Source organism: Kitasatospora sp. NPDC057940 (assembly GCF_042887425.1).
GTDB lineage: Bacteria > Actinomycetota > Actinomycetes > Streptomycetales > Streptomycetaceae > Kitasatospora.
On the sequence record NZ_JBHVPH010000019.1, the window covers coordinates 109899 to 133198 of the forward strand.

Consider the following 23300-nt stretch of genomic DNA (forward strand, 5'->3'; position numbering starts at 1 on the left):
TCCCGCCCGCTCCGGAGCTGGTGCGCCGGGCCCCGACTGGTACGGCCCGCGCTGGGCCGCCGCGACGGCGCCGGTGCTCCCCGGGCTGCGGCAGGCCGTCACGGCGGCGGGGGCGGGGGAGTCGATCGGCTGGCGGCTGGACGGTCCGGCCCGGGCGCGGCTGGCCGACGCGGCCGGGCGCAGCGGCGTCACCGTCTTCGAGTTCCTGCTCGCCGCGCTGCACGGGCTGCTGCTGCGCTACGGCGGCGAGGCCGTCCCGGTCTCCGTGCCGCTGTCCGTCCGGGCTCCGGAACAGGCCGGTGAGCCGGGGCTGTTCGTCAACGAGCTGCCGGTCCACGCGCCGGCCGGGGCGGGCGTCCGGGACTCCTTCGCGGGCTTCGCCCGGGCCGTCCGCGCCGAGGCGCGCGCCGGGTACCCGTTCCGGGCGGTGCCGTTCGGCGCGGCGGTGGGCGGGCTGACGGCCCGGGTCGGCCTGACCCCGGTGTCGTTCGGGTACCGGCGCGCCCGGGGCGCCGACCCGGTGTTCCCGGGCAGTGCCGTGCGCGTGGACCGGGCCGTGTTCAACGGCGCCGCCCGCAACACGCTCCACCTCCAGGTGGTCGACACCGCCGACGCCCTGGACTGCTCCCTCCAGTACGCCCCGGCGGTCCTGCCGCCGGCCGCCGCCGAGCGCATCGCCGGGCACTACCGGGCGCTGCTCGACGCCGCGACGGCGCGGCCGCAGACGCCGCTGGGCGATCTAGCCCTGCTGGGCGAGGCCGAACGGCACCTGGTGACCACCGGCTGGAACGCCACCGCCCGCGCCTACCCGAGCGACCGCACGGTGCTGGACCTGGTGCGGGAGCGGGCCGCCGAGACACCGGACGCCCCCGCCGTCAGCGCCGCCACCAGGCGGCTGAGCTACCGGGACCTGGTGGCGCGGGTCGACGAACTGGCGGCGGTGCTGCGCGGGGCCGGGGTCGCGGCGGGAGACCTGGTAGCCCTGCACCTGGACCGCTCCGCCGACCTGCCGGCCGTGCTGCTCGCCGTGCACGCCGCCGGGGCCGCCTACCTGCCGCTCGATCCCGGCTACCCCGGTGAGCGCCTGGCGTACCTGCTCGCCGACTCCGGCGCCGTGCTGCTGGTCACCGACCGGGAGCCCGCCCCGGAGCTGGCGGCGGCGGCGCCGGCCGTGCTCCGGCTCGGGACGGACCACCCGGCGCCGACGGCCACCACCACCGCCCCGGCGGCGACGCGGGGCGCCCTCGCCTACGTGCTGTACACCTCCGGCTCCACCGGGCGGCCGAAGGGCGTGGAGATCGGCCACCGGGCGCTGGTGAACCTGCTGGCCTCCTTCGCCGACCAACTCGGCTCGGGGCCCCGCGACGTGTGGCTCGGGCTGACCTCGCTCTCCTTCGACATCTCCGGCCTGGAACTGCTGCTGCCGCTGACCACCGGCGGCCGCCTGGTGCTCGCACCGGACGGCGCCGCGCTGGACGGCCCGGGCCTGCGCGACCTGGTCCGTCGCGAGGGCGTGACCCACGTGCAGGCGACCCCCTCCGGCTGGCGGGTGCTGCTCAGCGCCGGGACGCTGCCGCCGGGGCTGACCGCGCTGGTCGGCGGCGAGGCGCTGCCGCTGCCGCTGGCCCGTGAACTGCGGGCCGGCGTCGCCAGGTTGTTCAACGTCTACGGGCCCACCGAGACGACGATCTGGTCCACCTGCGCGGAGGTCCCGGCCGGGCCGGAGGCCGTGCTGATCGGCCGACCGATCGCCAACACCCGGGCCTACGTCCTGGACGCGGACCGCCGGCCGCTGCCGGTCGGGGTGCCCGGCGAGCTCCACCTCGGGGGCGACGGGGTCGCGGAGGGCTACCGGGGCCTTCCCGACCTGACCGCCGAGCGCTTCACCGCGGACCCGTTCGCCGACGCCCCGCCCACTGAGGGCCTGTCCGCCGAGACGCCGGCCACCGGCCCCCGGATGTACCGCACCGGCGACCTCGCCGCCTGGACCGAGGACGGCGAACTGGCCTTCCACTGCCGGGCCGACGACCAGGTCAAGATCCGCGGACACCGGATCGAACCCGGCGAGATCGAGGCGGCGCTGCTGGAGCACCCGGCGGTCGCCGAGGCGGCCGTCACGGTGCGCGAGGAGAGTCCGGGGGAATCCGGGCTGGTCGGCTACCACGTCCCGGCGCCCGGAGCAGGCCCGGCGGACGCCGCCGACCTGCGGGACCACCTGCTGCGCACCCTGCCCGCCGTCATGGTGCCCCGGCGGTTCGTCGCCCTGGACCGCCTGCCGCTCACCCCGAACGGCAAGCTCGACCGCCGCGCCCTGCCCGCCCCGCCGCCCGCGGCCCCCGCGGCCGGACCGCCGTCGGCCGCCCCCGGCGCCGCCCCGGCGGAGGCGGAGGTCCGCGACGACGTCGCCGAAGCCGTCCTGGCGATCTGGTCCGAGGTGCTGGGCCTGCCCGAGGTCGGCCCGGACGACGACCTCTTCGAGTTCGGCGGGCACTCGCTGACGATCATCCAGATCACCGCGCGGATCCGTGCCGCGCTCGGGGTGGAGCTCGACTTCGACCTGTTCTTCGACACCTCGACCCCGGCCGGGATCGCCGCGGCCGTCCGCGAGCGCCGCTGACCACGGGCGAGTACCCCTGCGCTCCCCCTCCCGCCCCCCGCCTCCCGCCCGAATGGACCGCCGATGACCGACATCCAGGACCCGCCCGCCGACTGGTCCGCCACCAAACGCGCCCTGCTCGCCCAGCGACTGCGCGGCGCCGCCGCGCCCCGGCGCACCGTCGAGCCGCGCCCCGAGGGCAGCGCACCGCCGCTGTCCAGCGGACAGGAACGGCTCTGGTTCATGGACCAGTTCACACCGGGCGGGACGGCCTACGCGCTGGCGCCGGCCCGTCGGCTGCGCGGTCCGCTGGACCGCCCGGCGCTGGACCGCGCCCTGGCCGACCTGGTGAACCGCCACGAGGGCCTGCGGATGTCGTTCCCGACCACGGAGCACGGCACCGCCGAGGTCGCCATCGCCGAACCGGGCCCCTTCCCGGCCGAGTTCGTGGACGCGGCCGACGATCCGGACCCCCGGCGAAGAGCCGCCGACGAGATCGGCGCGCTGGTCGCCCGCCCCTTCGACCTGGCGCACGGCCCCCTCCTGCGGGCGCTGCTGGTCCGGCTCGCCGACGAGGACCACGTGCTCGCCCTGGTGATGCACCACATCGTCTGCGACGGCTGGTCCATCGACATCCTGAACCGCGAACTGGACGCGCTCTACGCCCAGCACGCCCACCGCACCCCCGCCGAACTCCCGGAGCTGCCCGTACAGTTCGGCGACTACGCGCACTGGCAGCGGGAGCGGCTGGCCGGCGGCGCGCTGGCCGCCTCCCGGGACCACTGGCGCACCGAACTCGCCGACGTCCCGGCACTGGAACTGCCCGTCGACCGCCCGCGTCCGCCGGTGCTCACCTTCGACGGCGCCGCCCTGGAACTGCACTGGAGCCCGGAGCTGGTGCGGGCCGTCGCCGAGTGCGCCCGCGCCCACGGGGCGTCGACGTACATGGTGCTGATGGCGGGCCTCCAGGTGCTGCTGGGGCGGCACTCCGGGCAGCGGGACTTCGCCGTCGGCTCGGCGGTGGCCGGCCGCCTGCACCGCGAACTGGAGGGCGTGGTCGGGGCGTTCGTCAACATGCTGCCGATCCGGGCCCGGCTGGAGCCGGGGCAGAGCTTCGCGGGCCTGATCGGGCGGGTGCGGGAGACGACGCTCGACGCCTACACCCACCAGGAGGTGCCGTTCGAGCAGATGGTGGCGGACCTGGACGTCGAACGGGACGTCAGCCGCTCGGCGGTGTTCCAGGTGACCTTCGCGTTCCAGAACTACGGGGACCGCGCCGCCCCCACCGCGCCCGCCGCGGCGGCGGAGGGGTTCGGCTACGAGGCCACCACGACCCACGCCGACCTCGCCTTCTACCTGCGGGAGAAGAAGGACGGCGGGCTCTACGGCCTGATTACCTACCGGACCGACCTGTTCGAGGCCGACACCGTACGGCGGCTCGCCGAGCGCTTCGAGGTGCTGATGGCGGCGGCGACGGCGGATCCGGCGCAGCCCGTCGACGGCCTGCCGATGCTGACCGGGCCGGAGCGCCGGGACGTGGTCGAGCGCTGGGCGGCGGGCCCCGAACTGCCCGCGCCCGAGGCCGGCCCCGGGACGCTGACCGGGCTGCTCGCCGAGGCGGCGCGCGGCGCGGGCGACCGCCCGGCCCTGGTCTTCGACGGCCGCACCCTCTCCTACCGTGAACTCGAGGCCCGGGCCACCGCCCTGGCCCGCCGGCTGCGGGCGCTGGGCGTCGGCCCGGACGACCGGGTGGCGGTGTGCCTGGAGCAGTCCCCGGACCTGGCGGCGGCCCTGGTCGGCGTCCTGAAGGCGGGCGGCGGCTACCTGCCGCTGGACCCGGAACAGCCGCCCGCGCGGCTCTCCCACCTGGTGGCGGACGCGGGCGTGCGGGTGCTGGTCACGGACTCGCGGCTGCGGACGGCGTTCGCCGGCTACGACGGCGCCGAGCTGCTGGTCGACCGGGAGCCGGTCGGTCATGATGAACTCCCCCTGGAAGAAGCACCGTTGGCGGAAACGTCCGGGCCGGACGACCTCGCCTACGTGATCTACACCTCCGGCTCGACCGGGCAGCCCAAGGGCGTGGCGGTGCAGCACCGCCAGATCCTCAACTACCTGGCCGGCGTGCGGGAACGCCTGCGGATCGAACCCGGCGCGGCCTACGGGCTGCTGCAGTCCCTGTCCTTCGACTTCAGCATCACCATGCTGTACCTGGCGCTGACCACCGGCGGCCGGGTGCACCTGCTGCCGCGCCGCATCGCCGGCGCCGAACTCGCCGAGCACATCGAGGAGTCGGGCATCGACTACCTCAAGATGACGCCGTCGCACCTGGCCGCGCTGACCGCCGACGTGGACGCGGAGCGGCTGCTCCCGCGCCGGGCCCTGGTGCTCGGCGGCGAGGCCTCGCCCTGGGCCTGGGCGGCGGACCTCGCCGGCCGGGGCCGCTGCGCCGTGTTCAACCACTACGGGCCGACCGAGGCGACGGTCGGCGTCACCGTCCACGAGGTCCTGCCGGGCCCGGCAGGACCCGGCAGCACACCGATCGGCACCCCGCTCGCGGGCGCCCGCTGCTACGTACTGGACGAGGCCCGCCGACCGGTGCCGCCCGGGGTGGTGGGCGAGCTCTACCTCGGCGGGGACCGGCTCGCCCGCGGCTACCTGGGCCGCCCCGACCTGACGGCGGAACGTTTCGTCGAGGACCCGTTCGCCGACGGGCGGATGTACCGCACCGGCGACCTGGCCCGCTGGCGGCCGGACGGCACGCTGGAGTACCTGGGCCGCGCCGACGACCAGATCAAGGTCCGCGGCTACCGGGTCGAGCCCGGCGAGATCGAGGCCGCGCTCACCGCGCTGCCCGGCATCACCCAGGCGCTCGTGACGCTCCGCGGCGAGGGCGTCCGCCAGAACCTCGTCGCCTACCTCGAACACCCCGGCGCCGCCCCCGCCCCGACCGCCGCCGAACTGCGGGAGGCGCTGGGCGCCGTCCTGCCGGACTACCTCGTCCCGGCCCGCTACGTCGTCCTCGACGCACTGCCCCTGCTGGCCCACGGCAAGGTCGACCGCAAGGCGCTGCCCGAACCCGAGGACCCGGCGCCGACCGGCGGACACGTCGAACCCGACGGCGAGGCCGAGACGGCGATCGCCGCGATCTGGGCCCAGGTGCTGGGCATCGAACGGGTCGGCGCGCTCGACGACTTCTTCGACCTCGGCGGCCACTCCCTGCTCGCCACCCAGGTCGTCGCCCGCCTGCGCCGGGCCTTCCCGGAGCTGCCCGCCCCCATCGGCGTGATGGACCTGTTCACCCACTCCACCGTCCGCCGGCTCGCCGCCCTGGTCGCCGACCCGACCGCCGAACGCGGCCCCGGCGGCCTGCTCCACCGGCTCACCCCGCCGAGGCTGCGCACCACCGCCAGCGTCATCTGCGCCCCCTACGGCGGCGGCAGCGCGCTCATCTACAAGCCGCTCGCCGACGCCCTGCCCGAGGACTGGGCGCTGTACTCGATCGCCGTCCCGGGGCACGAACTCGGCGAGGAGGCGATGGACATCGACGAGGTCGCCGCGACCTGCGCCCGCGAGATCGTCGAGAACGTCCCCGGCCCGATCGTGCTGTACGGGCACTGCGGCGTCGGCGTCCGCCTGGCCGTGGAGATCGCCCGGCAGGTCGAGGCCGCCGGCCGCGAGATCGACGCCGTCCACCTCGGCGGCATCTTCCCCTTCGCCCGCCCCCGGGGCCGCGGCGCCGCCGTCGGCGAACGCTGGGCCGACCTCACCGACCGGCTGCGCAACGACCAGGGCATGATCAACGCCCTGGCCGCCGCCGGGCTGGACACCGACGAGGTCGACGCCGAGCAGCTGCGGCTGATCGTCCGCAACCGCCGCACCGGCACCAAGGACGCCGAACGCTACTTCACCCGGCTGTTCGACAGCGAGGACGGCCGGATCAGGGCCCCGATCATCGCCGTCTGCGGCGAGCGCGACCCGGCGACGGACTTCTACCAGGAGCGCTACCGGGAGTGGCACCGGCTCACCGACACCGCCGCGGTCGTCGTGCTCGACGAGGCCGGCCACTTCTACCTCAAGTACCGGGCCGCCGAACTCGCGGAGATCCTCACCCGCGTCCACCGCTCGATCGCCGACGGCCAGGAGGAACGGCACCACCGCAGCGACGGCGCGACCTGGTGGCTGGCCGGGCTCTCCCGGGGCGACGGCGCGCCACGGGCGGAGCAGGCCCCGCTGCGACCGACCATGCGCCGCTTCCTCACCGTCGCCTCCGGGCAGCAGGCGTCGATGATCGGATCGGCGCTCACCGAGTTCGCCCTCCCGGTCTGGATCTACCTGCGCACCGGCTCCCTGGCCCAGTTCGGGCTGCTGGCCGCCTGCGGACTCGTCCCCGGCATCCTCGCCGCACCGATCGCGGGCGCCGTCGTCGACCGGGGCGACCGGCGCCGGATCATGCTCTACGGCGACCTCGCCGCGGGCGCCACCCAGGCGCTCCTGCTCCTGCTCCACCTCACCGGAAGCCTCCAGGTCTGGCACGCCTACGTGCTCATCGGCGTGCTCTCCACCGCGCTCACCTTCCAACGGCTCGCCTGGAACGCCGCGGTGCCCCAGCTCGTCCCCAAGCGCTACCTCGGCCGGGCCAACGGCCTGGTGCAGATGGCCTTCGGCCTCGCCCAGTTCCTCGTCCCGCTGTTCGCCGTCGGCCTGCTCGCCGCGATCGGCCTCGGCGGCATCCTCACCCTCGACGTCGTCAGCTACGGCGCCGCCCTCGCCGTCACCCTGGCGGTCCGCTTCCCCGACCTGATGGGCGCCAGCCGGCGCGAGAGCGTCTCCGCCGAGATCCGCGAGGGCTTCCGGCGAGCCCTCGGCAGCCGGCACTTCCGGGCCATGCTGCTGTTCTTCGCGGTGCTGAACATCTTCCTCTCCCCGCTGTTCCTGCTCACCACCCCGCTGGTGCTCTCCTTCGCCCCGCTCGCGGCGGCCGGCTGGGTGTCGACGGCGGCCGGCCTCGGGGCCGTGCTCGGCGGGCTCACCCTGCTCGCCTGGGGCGGGCCGCGCCACCTGCGGCTGCGCGGGGTGCTGCTCGCCACCCTGGCCCTGGCCGGGGCGTGCCTGGTCACCGGGCTGCGCCCGTCGCTGGTCGTGGTCGCCCTCGGCGCGTTCGGCATGGCCTTCGGCCTGGCCCTGGTCAACGGCGTCTACGCGACCATCGTGCAGACCAAGGTGCCGCTGCGCTTCCACGGCCGGGTGATCGCCGTGAACACCATGGTCGCCTGGTCGACCCTGCCGGTCGGCTTCGCCCTGGTCGCCCCGCTCGGGCCCCGGCTGCTCCAGCCGCTGATGGACCACGACGGCGCCCTGGCCCCGACCGTGGGCCGGCTCATCGGCACCGGCGACGGCCGCGGCATCGGGCTGCTCTACCTGCTGTTCGGCCTCGCCATGGCCACCCTGGTGCTGGTCTGCCTGGCCGTGCCCGTGCTGCGCCACTTCGACCGGGACGTCCCCGACGCCGAGCCCGACGACCTGGTCGGGCTGAAGACCCTCCAGGACCGGGCCGCGACCGCTCCCGCCACCCCTGCTGCCCCCGCCGCCCTTGCCGCCCCGCGCCGCTCCGAGACCGAGGTGACCGTCCGGTGACCACCGCCATCCACCCGCTGACCGACGAACAGCGCCGACTCTGGTTCCTCCAGCAACTCCACCCGGACGACGCCGGTTTCAACATGTACCTCAACCGGAGGTGGACCGGGCCGATCGACCCGGAGGCCCTGCGCACCGCGCTGCACCGGCTGACGGCGCGGCACGAGATCCTGCGCACCCGCTTCGCGCTCGGCGCCGCCGCAGGGCCCGGAGCCACGGACGGGGAAGAGCCCGTCCAACTCGTCCAGCCCCCGGCCGAGATCGACCTCGCGTCGGTCCGACTGCCCGAGGGCGCGGCCGAGACCGAGTTCACCGACGCCTGCCGCCCGTACGTCAACGCGCCCTTCGACCTCGCCGCCGGGCCGCCGCTGCGGGCGGCGCTGATCAGCGCGGGGGAGGGTGAGCACGCGCTCTGCGTCGTCGTCCACCACATCGTCTCGGACGGCTGGTCGTTCCGGACGATGTGGCGCGAACTGCTCGCGCTCTACCGCGAGGCGATCGGCGAGGCCCCCGCCGAACTGCCCGAACTCCCGCTCCAGTACGGCGACTTCGCTCGCGCCGAGCAGGCCAGGACGGCCGGCGGGGCGGGCGAGGAGGCGTTCCGCTACTGGGCGGAGAGGCTGGCCGGCACCGGGGCGCTGCGCCTGCCGCTCGACCACCCGAGGCCGGCCGACCCGGCCCGGCCCGCCGGGTTCGCCACCGTCCGCCTCGACCCCGAACTGACCGCCTCCCTGGACCAGTTGGCGCGACAGGAGCGGTGCACCCCGTTCATGGTGCTGCTGGCCGGGTACCAGTACGTGCTCGCGCGCTGGACCGGCTGCCGGGACTTCGTGGTCGGCACCCCGCTGGCCGGCCGCAACGAGGCCGCGCACGAGGCGCTGCTCGGCTACTTCAGCCGGACGGCGGTGATCCGGGCCGACCTCACCGGCGACCCCGACTTCCGCACCGTGCTGCGGCGCACCCGCTCGGCCACGCTCGCCGCCCTGGGCCACCAGGACGTGCCGGTCGAACGGCTCGCCGGCCACCTCGGCCTGCCCGCGGAGCCCGGCGCCGGACCGCTGTACCGGGCCGTCTTCGTCCACCAGAGCCAGTACGACCTGGCGGGCGGCCCCGGCGCGCCCGCCCTGCCCGCGGGCGTCCGCACCGCGAGCATGGACTCCGGCTTCGAGCAGGCCAAGACCGACCTGCTGCTGGACAGTTGGCGCACCGCCGACGGCGGGATCGCGCTGTCCTTCTGCTTCGACCGCGAGGTGCTGGACCGGGAGACCGTCGAGGCCCTCGGCGAGCGGTGCCGCGCCCTGTTCGCCCGGGTGGTCGACGACCCGCAGCTCGCGCTGCACGGGGACTGGCTGGTCGGACCCGAGGAGCGGGCGGAACTGCTCGCACTGGGGGCGGGCCCGGCGGGCCCGCCGCCGCAGGAGGCCCGGACGGTGCTGGAGCGGTTCGCCGAGCAGGCCGCCGCCCGACCGGACGCCCCGGCGCTGGAGTGCGACGGCCGGAGCCTGACCTACGGCGAACTCGACCGGCGCTCCAGCGCGTTGGCGCGGCGGCTCGGTCGGGTGGCGGGCCGGGTCGTGGCGGTGTCGATGCCGCCCTCCTTCGACCTGGTCGTCGCCCTGACCGCGATCTGGAAGGCCGGCGCCGCCTACCTGCCGCTCGATCCGGCCCACCCCGAGGAACGCCGCCGGCTGATGGTGCGCGAGGCCGACGCCGCCCTGGTCCTCACCGGCGTCGACCCGGCGATCGACGGCCCCGGGCACGACGGTCCCGACCACGCGGACTCCGGCCGCGCCGACCCCGCCCACGCCGAGCCCACCCGCGCCGACCCCGCCCACGCCGAACCGGTCCTGTCGGACCCCTGGGGCCCGGCCTACGTGCTCTACACCTCCGGCTCCACCGGCGCGCCCAAGGCCGTCGCCGTCGACCACGCCGCGCTCGCCGCGCGGGTGGCCTGGATGACCGGGCCCGACGGCTACGCGCTAGGACCAGCCGACCGGGTCGTGCAGTTCGCCTCGCTCGGCTTCGACACCCACGTCGAGGAGCTCTGGCCCGCGCTCGCCTCCGGGGCCTGCGTCGTCCTGCTGCCCGGCGGCGGCCGTACCCTGCCCGACCTGCTGGGCGGCCCGCACGGTGACACCGTCACCGTGCTCGACCTGCCCACGGCCTACTGGGAGGAGCTCGTCGGCCTCGGCGAGCAGACCCACTGGCCGGCCGCGCTGCGCCTGCAGATCCTCGGCGGCTCCCAGGTGGGCGCCGACGCCGTCGACCGGTGGCGGCAGCGGCACGGCGACACCGTCCGGCTGGTCAACACCTACGGCCCCACCGAGGCCACCGTCATCGTCACCGCGACCGACCTGACGGCGGCTGACACCGCCCGCCGGCCCGCGCTGGGCCGCCCGCTGCCCGGCGTCCGCCTGTACGTGCTGGACGAGCGCGGCGCCCTGCTGCCGCGCGGCTCCGAGGGCGAGCTGTACCTCGGCGGCGCCGGGCTGGCCTGCGGTTACCTGGGCCGGCCCGACCTGACGGCGGCCGCCTTCGTGCCCGACCCATTCGCTGGCGACCCGTACACCGCCGACCCGTCGAGTGGCGACCCGTACACCGCCGAGCCGTCGAGCGCCGACCCGCTCACCGGCGGCCGGATGTACCGCACCGGCGACCGGGTCCGCTGGCGCTCGGACGGGCAGCTGGAGTACCTGGGGCGCGGCGACGGCCAGCTGAAGCTGCGCGGCTACCGGATCGAACCCGCCGAGATCGAGTCCGCCCTGACCGGGCACCCGGCCGTCGCCCAGGCCGCGGTGCTGCTGCGCGACGGCCGGCGGCTGCTGGCGTACGCGGTGCCCCGCCCGGGTGCCCGGCCCGGCCCGGCGGAGCTGCGCGAGCACCTGGCCCGGCGGCTGCCCGCCTACCTGGTGCCGGACGCCGTGGTGCTGCTGGACCGGCTGCCGCTGACCGCGAACGGCAAGCCCGACCCGGCGGCCCTGCCCGACCCCGAACCGGCTGCGGGGGCCCGCTACCTCGCGCCGCGCACCGACGCCGAACACCTGGTCACCGAGCTGTGGCAGGAGGTGCTGGGCGTGCCCAGGGTCGGGGTGCTCGACGACTTCTTCGCGCTCGGCGGGGACTCCCTGCTGGTCACCCGGGTCGCCGCGCGGATCCGGTCCGGGCTCGGCCTCGACGTGCCGATCCGGGACGTCTTCGAGAGCAGCACCCCGGCCGTCCTGGCGGCCCGGATCGAGGCGCTGCTGATCGCCGAGATCGACGGCCTCACCGAGGCGGAGGCCGCCGGCCGGCTCACCGGCTGAGGGCACGGCCGCGGCCCCCCGCCCCCAGCACGGGGGCGGGGGGCCGGTTCACACCCCGGCGGCGCCCGCCAGCGCGGCGGCGAGGTCCGTGGCCAGCGCGTCCACCGCCTCGGCCGTGAAGGCGTGCTCGTTGTACCGCAGCCAGCAGCGCAGCGAGCCGTCCGGCTGCTCGGTGACGGCGAGCTCCGGCACGTGCCGGTCGCCGCCGGGCAGCGGGTACGGCACGGTGGCGTTGCGCGGCAGCTCCCACGCGGCGCACGCCACCCCGGGCAGCTGCGCCGGGGCGCTCCAGCTCTCGTACCGCAGCCAGGCGGCGAACGGGACCAGCGGGCTGAACTCGGCGAAGGGGTACAGCTGGTGGTCCAGCGCGGTGGTGGCGGCCGTGCGGACGCGGTCCAGCAGTTCGGCGAACCCGGGGTCTCCGGCGGCGTCCACCCGCAGCAGCAGCGACTGGACGAAGCAGCCGACCGCGCGTTCCGCCTCCGGCCTGGTGCGGCCGGGCACCGGGGTCATCAGGACGAAGTCCCGCTGCCCGCTGCGGGCGGCCAGCAGCCCGCTCCACACCGCCGCCATCGCGAGGAACGGGGTGGCCCCCAGCTCCGCCGCCCGGGCCCGCAGCGCGCCCGCCCGCTCGGCCGGCACCTCCAGCGTCCGGGCGGCGCTCAGCACCACCTCGGTGTCCTGCCGCCCCGGGAACGGGTCGATCGCCGCGGGGGCGCCCGCGAGCGCCGTCGCGAAGTGCGCCCGGGTGGCCGGCCAGTGCGCGTTCGACCACTCCACCAGCTCCCGGTACGCCGGGCCCGGCCGGGCGGCCGGCGCCGGGCGGCCGCCGCGCAGCGCCGAGTACAGCACGCCCAGGTCGCGCAGCAGCACGCCCAGCGACCAGCCGTCGGCGACGATGTGGTGGACCGCCAGCATGACGACGTGGTCCCCGGGGCCCCGGCTCACCACGGCGAGCCTGGTCATCGCCCCCGAGGCCAGGTCGGTCGGCCGGTCGCGTTCGGCGACGAGCCGGGCCGACACCTCCGCATCGCTCGCGCCGGGGGCGTCCAGCAGCACCACGTCCGCGCGCGGCTCGTCGTCGAGCACGGTCCGCGGCACCCCCGGTTCGGCGTCCGGCACCGGGACGAACCGGGTGCGCAGCGCGGGGTGGCGGCGGACCGCCTGGTGGAGGGCGTCGGCCAGGGTGTCCGTCCGCAGCTCCTCCAGCACCCGGAACATCACCGCCACCGAGCCGACGTTGCGGCCCTCGGCCTCGGCCATCCAGCGCAGGAAGTTCTCCTGCTGCGAGGTGAGCGGGAGTTCGTGCGGCTGGGCGCGCAGCGAGCGCAGGAACGCCGTCGTCTCGGCCTCGACCGGCTCCACCGGCCCGGCGGAGCCGGTCGAGGCCGCCGCCTGTTCCAGCCAGGCGGCCTGGGCCCGCAGCGAGGGCCGCTCGAACACCAGGGCCGTACCGGCCGCCACGCCGAACTCGGCGGAGATCGCGGCGGCCAGCTGGACGGCCCGGAAGGAGTCCCCGCCGAGCGCGAAGAACTCCTCCTCCACGGCCCGGACCGGCCGCCCCAGCACGCCCCGCCACAGCTCGGCCAGCGCGCGTTCCCGGGCGGTGGCCGGTGCGGTGCCGGTGGCGGGCAGGGGCTCCTCGAACCTGGCCCGGAGCCGGTGCTTGACGACCTTGCCGCTGGGGTTGCGCGGCAGCGAGTCCGTCACCAGGAGGCGTACGGGCAGTTCGGCCCGGGCGAGCCGCTCGCCGAGGAAGAGCCGCAGCCCGTCGAGGTCGATCCCGCCCGGGAGCGGGACGACGGCCGCCACCGGCACCTGGCCCATCACCGGGTGCGGCAGCCCGAGCGCGGCCGCGTCGGCGACCTGCGGGTGCTCGTGCAGCACCGCCTCGATGCGCAGCGTGGAGACCTTCAGCGCACCGGACTTGACGATGTCGCTCTCCCGGTCGACCAGGTGGAGGTAGCCGTCCCGGTCCAGCCGGCCCAGGTCGCCCATCCGCACCCAGCCGTCGCGGAACACGGCGTCGGAGTCGGCGCCGACGTACCCCCGGGGCGGGCCCGGCTGGCGCAGCCAGAGCTCGCCGGTGTCGCCGGGCGCGACGGGCCGCCCGGCCTCGTCCAGGATCCGCAGGTCGGCCGGGTCGGTGGGGCGGCCGACCGAGCCGGGGCGGGCGGCGTCCACGATCGCGGAGATCTGGGCGGGGGAGGCCTCGGCGGAGGTGTAGGTGTTGACGACGGTCGCCTTGGGCAGGGCGGCGCAGAGCCCGGCGGCGACGGCGGGCGGGAGCGCGGCGGCGGAGGAGCTGACCAGGAGGACACTGCTCAGGTCCCGGTGCTCGGCGATCCCGGAGTTCAGCAGTTCCACCGCCATCGACGGCACCAGGAAGACGGTGCCCGCGCCGTACTCCTCGACCACCCGGCCGAACTCCTCCGCGTCGAAGCGCGGCAGGCAGATCGTGGCCGGCTGCGCGGTCAGCGCGTTCACCAGGACGACCTGGGCGGCGTTGGTCCCGATCGGGAAGGCGTGCACCGCGTAGCGCGAGTGCGCGTACGGGCGGGGGCGGGGGTTGAGGACGAGCCCGGCGGTCAGGCTGGCGTGCGCGGCCCGGACGCCCTTCGGGGTGCCGGTGGTACCGGAGGTGCCGATGATCTGGGCGAGGTCCCCGGGAGCCGCCCGATACGGCGGTTCGGCGGCGCTGTTCTCGCTGCCACCGTTGCCCTCGCCGTCACCATTGCCCTCGCCGTCACCGCTGTTCTCCAGGTCGTCGAGGGTGAAGGCGGGCAGCGCGGTGCGCGGCCCGTTCCCGGCTATCGCCCAGCGCGCCCCGGCGGCTTCGACGAGCCGTTCGACGTCCGCCCCGGAGAGGTCCGCGCGGATCACCAGCCCCGCCGCGCCCGCGTAGTGCGCGGCCAGGAACGCCACGGCGTACGCGTCCCACTCCCGGTTGTCGAGCAGCAGCGCCACCCGGGCCCCGGGCCGTACCCCGGCCCGGGCCAGCCCGTGCGCGGCCCGCACCGCCCGTTCGCGCCACCGGCCGTAGGTGAGGCTGCCGCCGCCCGGCACCAGCAGCGCCTCCCGGTCGGGGTGCAGCGCCGCCCGGTGGTCCAGCAGGGCGGGGAGGGTGAGGGGCACGGGGACGGGCTGAGCGTTGATGACGACTCCCGGAGGGGCTGCTGACCGCTGAGTGATCCAGAACGTATCGGAGCAGTGAAGGAAGACGCCAGATCCGTTCACATGTCGTCACGACCGCCCGTCGGCAGCGGGCGCGCGGACGGGACAATGACGGGCGTGACAGACGTGACGCTGAACCTCTGGCGCCGGCCCCTCGGCGCGGTGCCGGCCGAGGTGTGGGACCGGACCGACCTGACCGTGCTCATCCTCGCCGAGACCGGCCTGAGCGAACTGCCGCCCGGGATCGGCAGGTTGCGACGGCTCCGCACCCTCGACCTCGGACACAACCGGCTCACCGCTGTGCCCGCCGAACTGGGCGAGCTGACCGGGCTCGCCGACTTCCTCTACCTGCACGACAACGCGCTGACCGCGCTGCCGCCCGCGCTCGGCCGCCTCACCGCGCTGCGCTACCTCAACGTCGGCGACAACCGGCTCGCCGAACTCCCCTCCACCATCGGCGAGATGACCGCCCTGGTCGAGCTGCGCGCCCAGCGCAACCGGCTCACGGCGCTGCCCGACCGCCTCGGCGAACTGACCGCCCTGCGTGAACTCTGGCTGTGCGGGAACGGCTTGACCACCCTGCCGGACACCTTCGGCGGCCTCACCGCGCTGCGCGAACTCGAACTGCGGGACAACGCGCTCGCCGAGGTCCCGCCGGTGCTCGCCGGGCTGCCGCTGCTGCGCCGGCTCGACCTGCGCGGCAACCGGATCACCGAACTGCCGCACTGGCTGGCCGAACTGCCCGCACTGGAGAAGCTGGACCTGCGGTGGAACGAGGCGCGCCCCTCGCCGCGGCTGCTCGCCGCGCTCGACGCGCGCGGCTGCGCCGTCCTGTTCTGAGCGGCCACGGATAAAGATCACCACGGCGGTCGGCGCCCTGTTATCGTGGATCGCATGAAGCGCGCTGCACTCGCCACGACGACGCCGGAGAGAGTCCCGGTGCGCTGACTGCTGACCTAGTCCGAAGCCCCGGGGCGAGTGCCCCGGGGCTTCGCCGTTCTCCGGACCACTCGCCCGCCGACCCGAGTGGAGACCACCCCATGCACGACCACCCCGCGCACGACCGCCCCGCCCACGACCACCGCAAGCTCGGCCGCGAACTCGACCTGTTCGACACCGACCCGCTGATGGGCTCCGGCCTGCCCTACTGGCTGCCCGACGGCGCCGCGATCCGGCACACCCTGGAGGAGTTCATCCGCGAGCGCGAGCGGCGGGCCGGCTACCGCCACGTGTACTCGCCGGTGCTCGGCAAGCGCGAGCTGTACGAGATCTCCGGACACTGGGCGCACTACCGCGACGACATGTTCCCACCCATGGAACTGGGCTCGGAGGAGATGGTGCTCCGGCCGAGCCTCTGCCCGCACCACGCCCTGATCTACCGCTCCCGACCCCACAGCTACCGGGAACTTCCGCTGCGGATGGCCGAGTTGGGCGGCATGTACCGCTCCGAACTGTCCGGCGTGCTGGGCGGGCTGACCAGGGTCCGGGCGATCCAGCTGAACGACGCGCACGTGTTCTGCACCCCGGAGCAGGCCGCCGACGAAGCCGTCGCCGCACTGGAGCTGATCCGCGCGGCACACCGCGCGCTCGGCATCGAACCGGTCCGCTACCGGCTCTCGCTGCCCGGCGCGGGCGGCAAGTACGTGGCGGATCCGGCCCTCTGGGAACGGGCCACCGCGCTGCTCACCGACGTGCTGGAACGCTCCGGGGTGCCGTTCGAGGCGGCGGAGGGCGAGGCCGCCTTCTACGGGCCGAAGATCGACGTGCAGATCGCCGACGGCGCCGGGCGCGAGTTCACCCTCTCCACCGTGCAGATCGACTTCCACCAGCCCGAGCGCTTCGGTCTGCACTACATCGGCCCGGACGGCGCGAAACACCGGCCGGTGATGGTCCACCGCAGCGTGATCGGCAGCGTGGAACGGGTGGTCGCCCACCTCATCGAGCTGTGCGGCGGCGCGTTCCCGGCCTGGCTGGCCCCGGCGCAGGTGGTGCTGCTGCCCGTCTCCGAGGGCGAACTGCCGCAGGCCGAGCGGCTCCGGCAGCGCTGCCTCGACCTCGGGTTGCGCGCCGAGGTCGCCGGGCCCGAGCACGGCGGCCTGGGCGCCCGGATCCGGGCGGCGCGCCTGGTGCCGTACCAGGCCGTGATCGGGGCCAAGGAGGCCGTGGACGACCGGGTCGCGCTGCGGCTGCGGGACGGCCGCCGGCTCGAACCGCTGCCCGCGGAGGAGGCGTGGGCCAGGATCGGCGCGCTGGTGGCGGCGTGCAGCGCCGACCTCTGGGCGGACGACCCCGCGCGCCGGGCGGGCGGGGCGGCTCAGTAGGACTGGAGCTCGATCAGGTGGCCGTCCGGGTCCCGCAGGTGGGCGCTGCGCAGGTTCGGGCCCCACTGGGGCCGGTCCGTCGGGCCGACGACCGGGGCGCCGCCGTGGCGCAGGCAGAGGGCGAACGCGTCGTCCACGGAGGCCACCCGGAGGACCAGCATCGCGGCGTCCTGGGCGGGGGCGGCCGGGCGTTCGGGCAGGCCGGTGGTGCCCAGGGCGGCGGCCATCGCGGCGCGGTCGAAGAGCACCAGGACGGCCTGCCCGTCGACGTCCCAGTTGGCGTAGGGGCCGTCGGGGCCGCCCTTGACCAGGGCGGCGCCGGTGAGGGGCGGCAGGACCGCCCGGTAGAACCCGAAGCACTCGGCGAAACGGGTCACGAGCAGGCGGGGGTACAGGGCGTCCACGGTCGAAGCTCCCGGGTTCGAGGATTCAGCGGGTCGGATCGGTCCGATATTAGTGGGTCTACACCCACTATAGGGACGGACCCTAGACTGACGCCATGGCCCCCGAACCCCCGCTCCCCGAACCCCCGCTCCCCGAGCCCCTGCTCGCCGAACCCCCGCTGTCGGCCCCTTCCCTGTCCGCTCCCTCCCTGCCGCCGACGCTGCTCGACCTCAGCACCTACCTGCTCTCCCGGATCGGCCGGACGGCACGGGGCCGCCTCGCCGAGCAGCTCGCCGAACACGGCCTCCGGCTCTGGGACATGGCCGTGCTGGCCGCGCTCGCCGACTTCGGGCCGCACGCCCAGCGGGACCTCGTCCAGCGGCTGGGCATCGACCCGAGCGACCTCGCCAAGGTCGCCGACCAGCTGGCCGCCGCCGGGTACGTCGAGCGCGTCCGCGACCCGGCGGACCGGCGGCGGGTCTCGGTGTCGGTCACCGACGCCGGGCGGGCGCTGCTCGCGGAGCTGGACGCCCGGGCGCGCGCGGTGCAGGACGAGGTGCTGGCGCCGCTGGACGCGCGGGAGCGGCAGCTGCTGCACGCCCTGCTGCTGCGCGTCCACCAGGGGCAGCAGGCGCAGCAGGGACAGCAGGGGCCGGGGGAGCGGCGCGGCCTCTGAGGCCCGCTCAGCCGGCCGGCCCGGGGCGGCGGGCCCCGGCGAACTCGCCGGCCCAGCGCGGGACGTCGAGGACGTGCTCGACCCGGGCGACCAGCGTCCCGGTGCGCTCGGCGTGGATCATCGCGCCGTCGCCGACGTGGATCCCGACGTGGTGCAGCGGCGCGTCCGGGCGGGAGAAGAACAGCAGGTCGCCCGGGGCGAGGGCGTCACGCTCCACCGGGGCGCTGCGGTGGAACTGGGCGACGGTGTAGTGCCCGAGCTCGACCGTGCCGTGGCTGGCCCGGTACCAGCAGTAGAGGGACAGGCCGCTGCAGTCGAAACCGACCGTGCTCTCGCCCATGCAGACGCCGTCCAGGTAGCCGTTCTCGTCGTCGCAGAAGCCGAGGCTCGCCCCCAGCCGGTCGCCGCCGCCCCACGCGTACGGCACGCCGAGCTGGGCGGTGGCCACCTCGGCGACCCGGCGGCCCAGGGCGCCGGACGCGACCACCGGGGTATCCGACCGGGTTGTCGATGTCGATGTCGCGGTCGCGGTCGGGGTCGCGGCCGCGACCGGAGCGAGGGCCGGGACGAGCCCCGCCCCGAGTGCCAGGCCCAGCATCCGGCGCCGGCGGACCCCGGAGGCCTCGTCGCGGTACGGCGGTCGGGATTCCATGGGGGACCTCCTGGTGTCGGCGCGGCGTCGGCGCGCGCGGGTGACGGCCACCAGGATTCCGGCCGGGCGGGTCGGCCCGCCATCACCCGCAACGGTGAATCGTGGACGCGACGGGCCCGTGACGGACGGGAAAGCGCTGGTAAATGGTTTGACGGTCGTTCAGGAGAGACCAACGATGGGCGCGAACGTTCGGCCGCGACCCTTCGGAGTGCCCCTTGAACAGCGCAGTCAAGTTGATCCGCAGCTCCCGCCTCACCCCGGCCGTCGACTACGCCTACGCGGCCCTGGTCGACGCCCCGGCCCGTTCGCTCTGGCTCGCCGGCGCCTGCCCGCTCGACACCGAGGGGCGGACGGTCGCCGTCGGCGACTACGCGGGCCAGGCGCACCAGGTGATGCGGAACCTGATAACCGCGCTGGAGGACGCCGGTGCCGGGCTGACCGACGTCGCCCGGACGACGGTGTACGTGGCCTCCGCCGACCAGGCCGACCTGGTCGCGGTGTGGAACGTGTACCGCGCCTACATGGGGGAGCACGACGCCCCCAGCACGCTGCTGGGGGTGTCGGTGCTCGGCTACCACGACCAGCTGGTGGAGGTGGAGGCGGTGGCCGTCCTGCCCTGACGCCTTTCGACCTCCCGTTCCGACCTCCCGTTCCGGCCTCCCGGCGTCCGAATTAGGAAACCGATCGTTCGGTTTTCCCTCGAATGCGTGATGTGTGGCGGCGGTGCCGCTTTCGGCCGCCCGGGGAAGGAACGGCGGCCCGCAGGCAAAATGCGGAGGATGCGGGCGGGAGGGGAGGAGCGTTTGAGGCGATTCCCCGACATCGTCTTGTCGTCCGTAGGCCACCGGTAGCTAAGATACGGGGTGTTTGGTTTTGTTTTCCGGGAGCTCTGGGTGGGGTGGTTGCGGTGGTTCGGCAGGAGCGGGCGGTCCGGACGCGTCGGCTGATCCTGGAGGCGGCGGCGTCGGTCTTCGACGAGTTCGGTTACGAGGGCGCCACCATCGGCGAGGTGGTCGCGCGGGCCGGTGTGACGCGTGGTGCGGTGTATTTCCATTTCGCCTCCAAGCGGGATCTGGCCCAGGGCGTCGTCGAGGAGCAGTTCGTCCAGGACGGTGTGCCCGAACGGGTCTGCAAACTCCAGGAGTTCGTGGACACCGGGATGGTGGTGGCGTATCTGATGCCACGTGATCCGCTGCTGAGCGCGGGGGCCCGACTCTCGCTGGGCCAGGACGTCTTCGACGACCTCGGCGGCGGCGCGATCCCCGGCTGGATCAGCCGGCTGGAGGCGCTGCTGGTCGCGGCCGGCGAGCGGGGCGAACTGCTGCCGCACGTCGTCCCGGCCGACACCGCGTGGCTGGTCACGGCGGCGTGGACGGGTGTGCAGATCCAGTCGCAGAAGCTCTCCGGGCGCGCGGACTTGGAGCGGAGGGCCGCCGGGCTGTTCCAGCACCTGATGCCGAGCATCGCGGTGCCGGGTGTGCTCGGCTCGCTGCAGATGGGCCCGGACCGCGGCGCCCAGGTGGTCGCCGAGGTGGCGGCCGCCCGCGCGGCGGCGGAGGGCGCCGGGGCGCAGGCCGGGGCACAGGGCGGGGCGCGGTCGGCGGCCCGGACGGTCGCGGTCGCGGACGAGGTCGGTGTGGGCTGACGGTCCGGCGCCGGCCGGAAGTCGCTTCGGCTGGTGCGGAGTTGACCAGGGCTCGGTGGCCCCCTGCTCGCGGGGGCGCCCGGGCGGTGGTCGACCCGGCGGTCGGCCGACCGGCGGTGGGCGCGGAGTGCGGGCGAATTGGTGGCGGCGCGGGATCCACAGGGGTCCGACGCCGCCTTCGGTTTGCCCGCGCTCCGCTGCACGTGGTGGCCGGTTCGTGGCGGAGGGTGGCCGCTGTGCCCGTCCGTCCGAGACGGGCCGCCCATCCCAAGAAACAAACAGCACGTTCGGTTTTGTATTGACAAACCGCGCGTCCTGTTTTTGACTGGTGACAGTCGCCCTAGGGGTGTCGACCCGGGTGCCGGCCGCGGCGGATCGGCCTGCGGCGTTCCGTGTGATTGGGGTGGTCATCGTGGAAATTCGGGTGCTCGGGGCGTTGGACGTCCGGGTGTGCGGGGTGTCGGTGGTGCCGTCGGCACCGAAACCGCGGCAGGTGCTGGGGCTGCTGGCCCTACGGGCCGACCAGGTGGTGTCGGCCGGGGTGCTGGCCGAGGAGCTGTGGTCGGGCCGCCCGCCGCGCAGTGCGCGCACGACGGTGCAGACGTACGTGCTGCAGCTGCGCGACATGATCGACCGGGCACTCGGGCAGGTCGCTCCGGCGGCAGGGGTCTCCTGCGCCAAGGACGTGCTGGTGACCTCGCCGGGCGGCTACATGCTGAACAGCGGCGGCGGGTTGACGGACGTCCGGGAGTTCGAGCGCCTGGCCGGCATGGGCTACCGGGCCATGGACGGCGACGACCACCCGCTGGCCGCCCGGATGCTCGGCGAGGCGCTCGGCCTGTGGCGCGGTCCGGCCTTCGCCGACGTCCCGGCCGGCGGTCAACTCGCCGTCGAGGCCAGGCGGTTGGAGGAGACAAGGCTCTGCGCGCTGGACCAGCGGATCGAGGCCGACCTGCGGCTGGGCCGCCACCGCGTCCTGCTCGCCGAACTCACCGTCCTGGTCGACCGCTACCGCACCCACGAGAGCCTGCACGGCCAGTACATGATCGCCCTGCACCGCTCCGGCCGCCGGGGCGAGGCCCTGGAGGCCTACCAGCGCCTGCGCAACACCCTGGTACGGGAGTTGGGCATGGAGCCGTCCACCGGACTGCGACGGCTCCAGCGCTCCATCCTGCTGGCGGGCCCGGAGCGGCCCGAGCGCCCGGAGCGTCCGGAGCGCGAGGCGGCCGCGACCGCTTCGCCGGAGGGGTCCGCGGCCCGGTTCACCCGGGTCGGCTGAGGACACGCGGCAGGCCCCGCCGCTGCCGGGGCGCTGCTCGTGTGTGGTCGGAACGTGCTCGTCGTTGTGAGGGGTGTGGGTCGGGTGGTGCAGGAGAGGTCGGAACGGACGCGCGGACGGCTGGTCGAGGCGGGGGCGGTGCTGTTCGACCGCTGCGGCTACGCGGGAGCCACGCTCGGCGAGATCGCCGGCGCCGCGGGAGTGACGAAGGGTGCGCTCTACTTCCACTTCGCGTCCAAGGAGGAGCTGGCGCAGGCGGTGTTCCAGCGGGCCGAGCGCTCGCTGCGGGGTGCCTGCGGCGGTCTGCGGGCCACCTCCTCCCCCCTGCAGACGCTGATCGACGTGGGCTACTGGCTGGTCGACGCCCTGGGGTCGGACGCGGTGGTCCGGGCGGCGTTCCGCCTCGGCCGGGAGGGCGGCTGGCAGTCGAGGACCGCCGCGTTCGCGCCCGCCACGTCCGACCCCGGGGCGCCGGTCGCGGGCGTGCGGGGCTTCCACGGCGTCTGGGCCGGTGTCGTCCGGGAGTTGCTGACCGGTGCCCGGCGCGCCGGCGAGCTGCGCGACCGCTCGGGCGATCCCGGCCCGGAGACCCTGGTGGTGGCGGCCGCCTGCGGGCTGGAGGTCGTCTTCGGCGACGGCTGCCCGGGCGAGGAGCGCGCCCGCCGGGTCGGTGCCCTGTGGGAGTGGCTGCTGCCCTGCCTCGTCCCCCCGGGCTCCTCCGGCGCCTACCGGACCAGGCCGCTGACGTCGCTGCCGGGCTGAGCAGGCGGTTCGGCGGCGGACGGGCGGGGCGCCTCGTACGGCGCGCCCCGCCCCTGGCCGGTCACGCCGTGTGGAGGCGCTCCGCCAGGCCGGCGGCCGTGAAGGCGGCCACCAGGTCGTCGCGGCCCTCGGTGAAGTGGGCCCAGCTGTCGTGGTGGACGAGGACGACCCGGCGGGCGTCGAGGATCGCGGCGGCCTCGGCGGCCTGGGCGCTGTCCAGGACGAGGGGCGCTCCGTCGAAGAGGGCGGCGAAGCGGGGAGCCCCGGCGAAGAGGATCGCGGTGTCCACGGGGGCGAAGCGTTCGGCGATCTCCCCGACGACGGGGAGGGAGGCGTTGTCCCCGCTGACGTAGACGGTGGGCAGCCCGTCGCCGGTCAGGACGAAGCCGACGACCTGGCCGGTGGCGGCCTCCACCTCCTCGCGGGCCCCGGGACCGTGGAGGGCGGGCACGCCGGTCACGGTGACGGTGCCGCCGCCGGGGCGGTCCAGCGTGACCGACTCCCAGTCGGCCAGTCCTCGGGCCGTGCCGCCGAGGCGCAGGCCGCCGCCGGGGGTGGTGAGGGTGAGCGGGACGTCGGCCAGCAGGGCCCGGCCGGAGTGGTCGAGGTTGTCGGGGTGCTCGTCGTGGGAGAGCAGGACGACGTCGACGCGGCCGGCGTCGGCGGGGCTCCCGGAGGAGGGCGCGGTCTTGGTGAGGAGCGGGCCGCCCGGCCGCTGGTAGTCGCCCGGGCCGTCGAAGGTCGGGTCGGTGAGGAAGCGCAGGCCTCCGTACTCGAAGAGGGCGGTCGGGCCGCCGAAGAGGCGGACGGGGAACTGCTCGACGGTCGTGTCGGAAGAAGCCATGGTGAAGGACACCTCACGGTTGAGAGCGGTT

Annotated in this window: 14 protein-coding genes; 10 read left to right on the top strand and 4 right to left on the bottom strand. The window is 75.5% G+C overall.

The features are described 5' to 3' along the window. The first annotated feature begins 73 nt into the window (after positions 1 to 73). From ACFVTF_RS25995 to ACFVTF_RS26005, 3 genes are all read left to right on the top strand, one after another. Positions 74 to 2617, top strand: coding sequence for an amino acid adenylation domain-containing protein (locus tag ACFVTF_RS25995; protein WP_387816870.1), 2544 nt, complete (start codon positions 74 to 76; stop codon positions 2615 to 2617). Positions 2618 to 2680: 63 nt separating this feature from the next. Beyond that, on the top strand, positions 2681 to 8230 hold the full coding sequence (locus ACFVTF_RS26000) for an amino acid adenylation domain-containing protein (RefSeq protein ID WP_387816871.1): 5550 nt from the start codon (positions 2681 to 2683) through the stop codon (positions 8228 to 8230). Continuing rightward, complete coding sequence (locus ACFVTF_RS26005) at positions 8227 to 11532, top strand: amino acid adenylation domain-containing protein (RefSeq protein ID WP_387816872.1); 3306 nt, start codon at positions 8227 to 8229, stop codon at positions 11530 to 11532. The genes ACFVTF_RS26000 and ACFVTF_RS26005 overlap by 4 nt, the downstream gene beginning before the upstream one ends. A gap of 48 nt (positions 11533 to 11580) precedes the next feature. Here ACFVTF_RS26005 and ACFVTF_RS26010 read toward each other — a convergent pair whose 3' ends face one another. Then, positions 11581 to 14667 carry an AMP-binding protein gene (locus ACFVTF_RS26010; protein WP_387816873.1) on the bottom strand — a complete coding sequence of 1029 codons (3087 nt, stop codon included), beginning with the start codon at positions 14665 to 14667 and terminating at the stop codon, positions 11581 to 11583. A gap of 147 nt (positions 14668 to 14814) precedes the next feature. Here ACFVTF_RS26010 and ACFVTF_RS26015 point away from each other — a divergent pair, with 147 nt between their 5' ends. Together ACFVTF_RS26015 and thrS are read left to right on the top strand one after the other, a co-directional pair. Further along, complete coding sequence (locus tag ACFVTF_RS26015) at positions 14815 to 15546, top strand: leucine-rich repeat domain-containing protein (protein ID WP_387816874.1); 732 nt, start codon at positions 14815 to 14817, stop codon at positions 15544 to 15546. Between the two features lie 200 nt (positions 15547 to 15746). Then, a complete protein-coding gene (gene thrS, locus ACFVTF_RS26020; RefSeq protein WP_387816875.1) occupies positions 15747 to 17027 on the top strand; it encodes a threonine--tRNA ligase in 1281 nt (426 codons plus the stop codon). On the opposite strand, the gene ACFVTF_RS26025 is transcribed toward thrS, so the two are convergent. Then, complete coding sequence (locus ACFVTF_RS26025; RefSeq protein ID WP_387816876.1) at positions 17021 to 17431, bottom strand: VOC family protein; 411 nt, start codon at positions 17429 to 17431, stop codon at positions 17021 to 17023. The two genes, thrS and ACFVTF_RS26025, sit on opposite strands and share 7 nt — an antisense overlap. A 95-nt stretch (positions 17432 to 17526) precedes the next feature. On the opposite strand from ACFVTF_RS26025, the gene ACFVTF_RS26030 reads away from it, so the two are divergent. Continuing rightward, positions 17527 to 18087 carry a MarR family winged helix-turn-helix transcriptional regulator gene (locus ACFVTF_RS26030; protein WP_387816877.1) on the top strand — a complete coding sequence of 187 codons (561 nt, stop codon included), beginning with the start codon at positions 17527 to 17529 and terminating at the stop codon, positions 18085 to 18087. A gap of 7 nt (positions 18088 to 18094) precedes the next feature. On the opposite strand, the gene ACFVTF_RS26035 is transcribed toward ACFVTF_RS26030, so the two are convergent. Continuing rightward, on the bottom strand, positions 18095 to 18739 hold the full coding sequence (locus tag ACFVTF_RS26035) for a C40 family peptidase (protein WP_387816878.1): 645 nt from the start codon (positions 18737 to 18739) through the stop codon (positions 18095 to 18097). 215 nt (positions 18740 to 18954) lie between these two features. Here ACFVTF_RS26035 and ACFVTF_RS26040 point away from each other — a divergent pair, with 215 nt between their 5' ends. The 4 genes from ACFVTF_RS26040 to ACFVTF_RS26055 all read left to right on the top strand — a co-directional run bounded on the left by ACFVTF_RS26040 (position 18955) and on the right by ACFVTF_RS26055 (position 22425). Beyond that, positions 18955 to 19359 carry a RidA family protein gene (locus tag ACFVTF_RS26040; protein ID WP_387816879.1) on the top strand — a complete coding sequence of 135 codons (405 nt, stop codon included), beginning with the start codon at positions 18955 to 18957 and terminating at the stop codon, positions 19357 to 19359. A 287-nt stretch (positions 19360 to 19646) separates the two neighbouring features. Beyond that, complete coding sequence (locus ACFVTF_RS26045) at positions 19647 to 20384, top strand: ScbR family autoregulator-binding transcription factor (RefSeq protein ID WP_387816880.1); 738 nt, start codon at positions 19647 to 19649, stop codon at positions 20382 to 20384. 412 nt (positions 20385 to 20796) lie between these two features. After that, entirely contained in the window at positions 20797 to 21663 is an 867-nt protein-coding gene (locus tag ACFVTF_RS26050) for a BTAD domain-containing putative transcriptional regulator (protein ID WP_387816881.1), read from the top strand. Between the two features lie 84 nt (positions 21664 to 21747). Further along, positions 21748 to 22425 (top strand): ScbR family autoregulator-binding transcription factor, encoded by a 678-nt coding sequence (locus tag ACFVTF_RS26055; RefSeq protein WP_387816882.1) that lies wholly within the window; start codon positions 21748 to 21750, stop codon positions 22423 to 22425. 61 nt (positions 22426 to 22486) lie between these two features. Here the strand turns inward: ACFVTF_RS26055 and ACFVTF_RS26060 are convergent, their stop codons facing one another. After that, the gene (locus tag ACFVTF_RS26060; protein WP_387816883.1) at positions 22487 to 23269 is read right to left on the bottom strand and encodes an MBL fold metallo-hydrolase; all 783 of its coding nucleotides are present in this window, start codon (positions 23267 to 23269) and stop codon (positions 22487 to 22489) included. Between the last annotated feature and the right edge of the window lie 31 nt (positions 23270 to 23300).

Coding starts and splice junctions, on each gene's coding strand:
- ACFVTF_RS26015 (WP_387816874.1), top strand. CDS start 14,815: ATGACGGGCGTGACAGACGTGACGCTGAACCTCTGGCGCCGGCCCCTC.
- ACFVTF_RS26035 (WP_387816878.1), bottom strand. CDS start 18,739: ATGGAATCCCGACCGCCGTACCGCGACGAGGCCTCCGGGGTCCGCCGG.
- ACFVTF_RS26060 (WP_387816883.1), bottom strand. CDS start 23,269: ATGGCTTCTTCCGACACGACCGTCGAGCAGTTCCCCGTCCGCCTCTTC.
- thrS (WP_387816875.1), top strand. CDS start 15,747: ATGCACGACCACCCCGCGCACGACCGCCCCGCCCACGACCACCGCAAG.
- ACFVTF_RS26000 (WP_387816871.1), top strand. CDS start 2,681: ATGACCGACATCCAGGACCCGCCCGCCGACTGGTCCGCCACCAAACGC.
- ACFVTF_RS26030 (WP_387816877.1), top strand. CDS start 17,527: ATGGCCCCCGAACCCCCGCTCCCCGAACCCCCGCTCCCCGAGCCCCTG.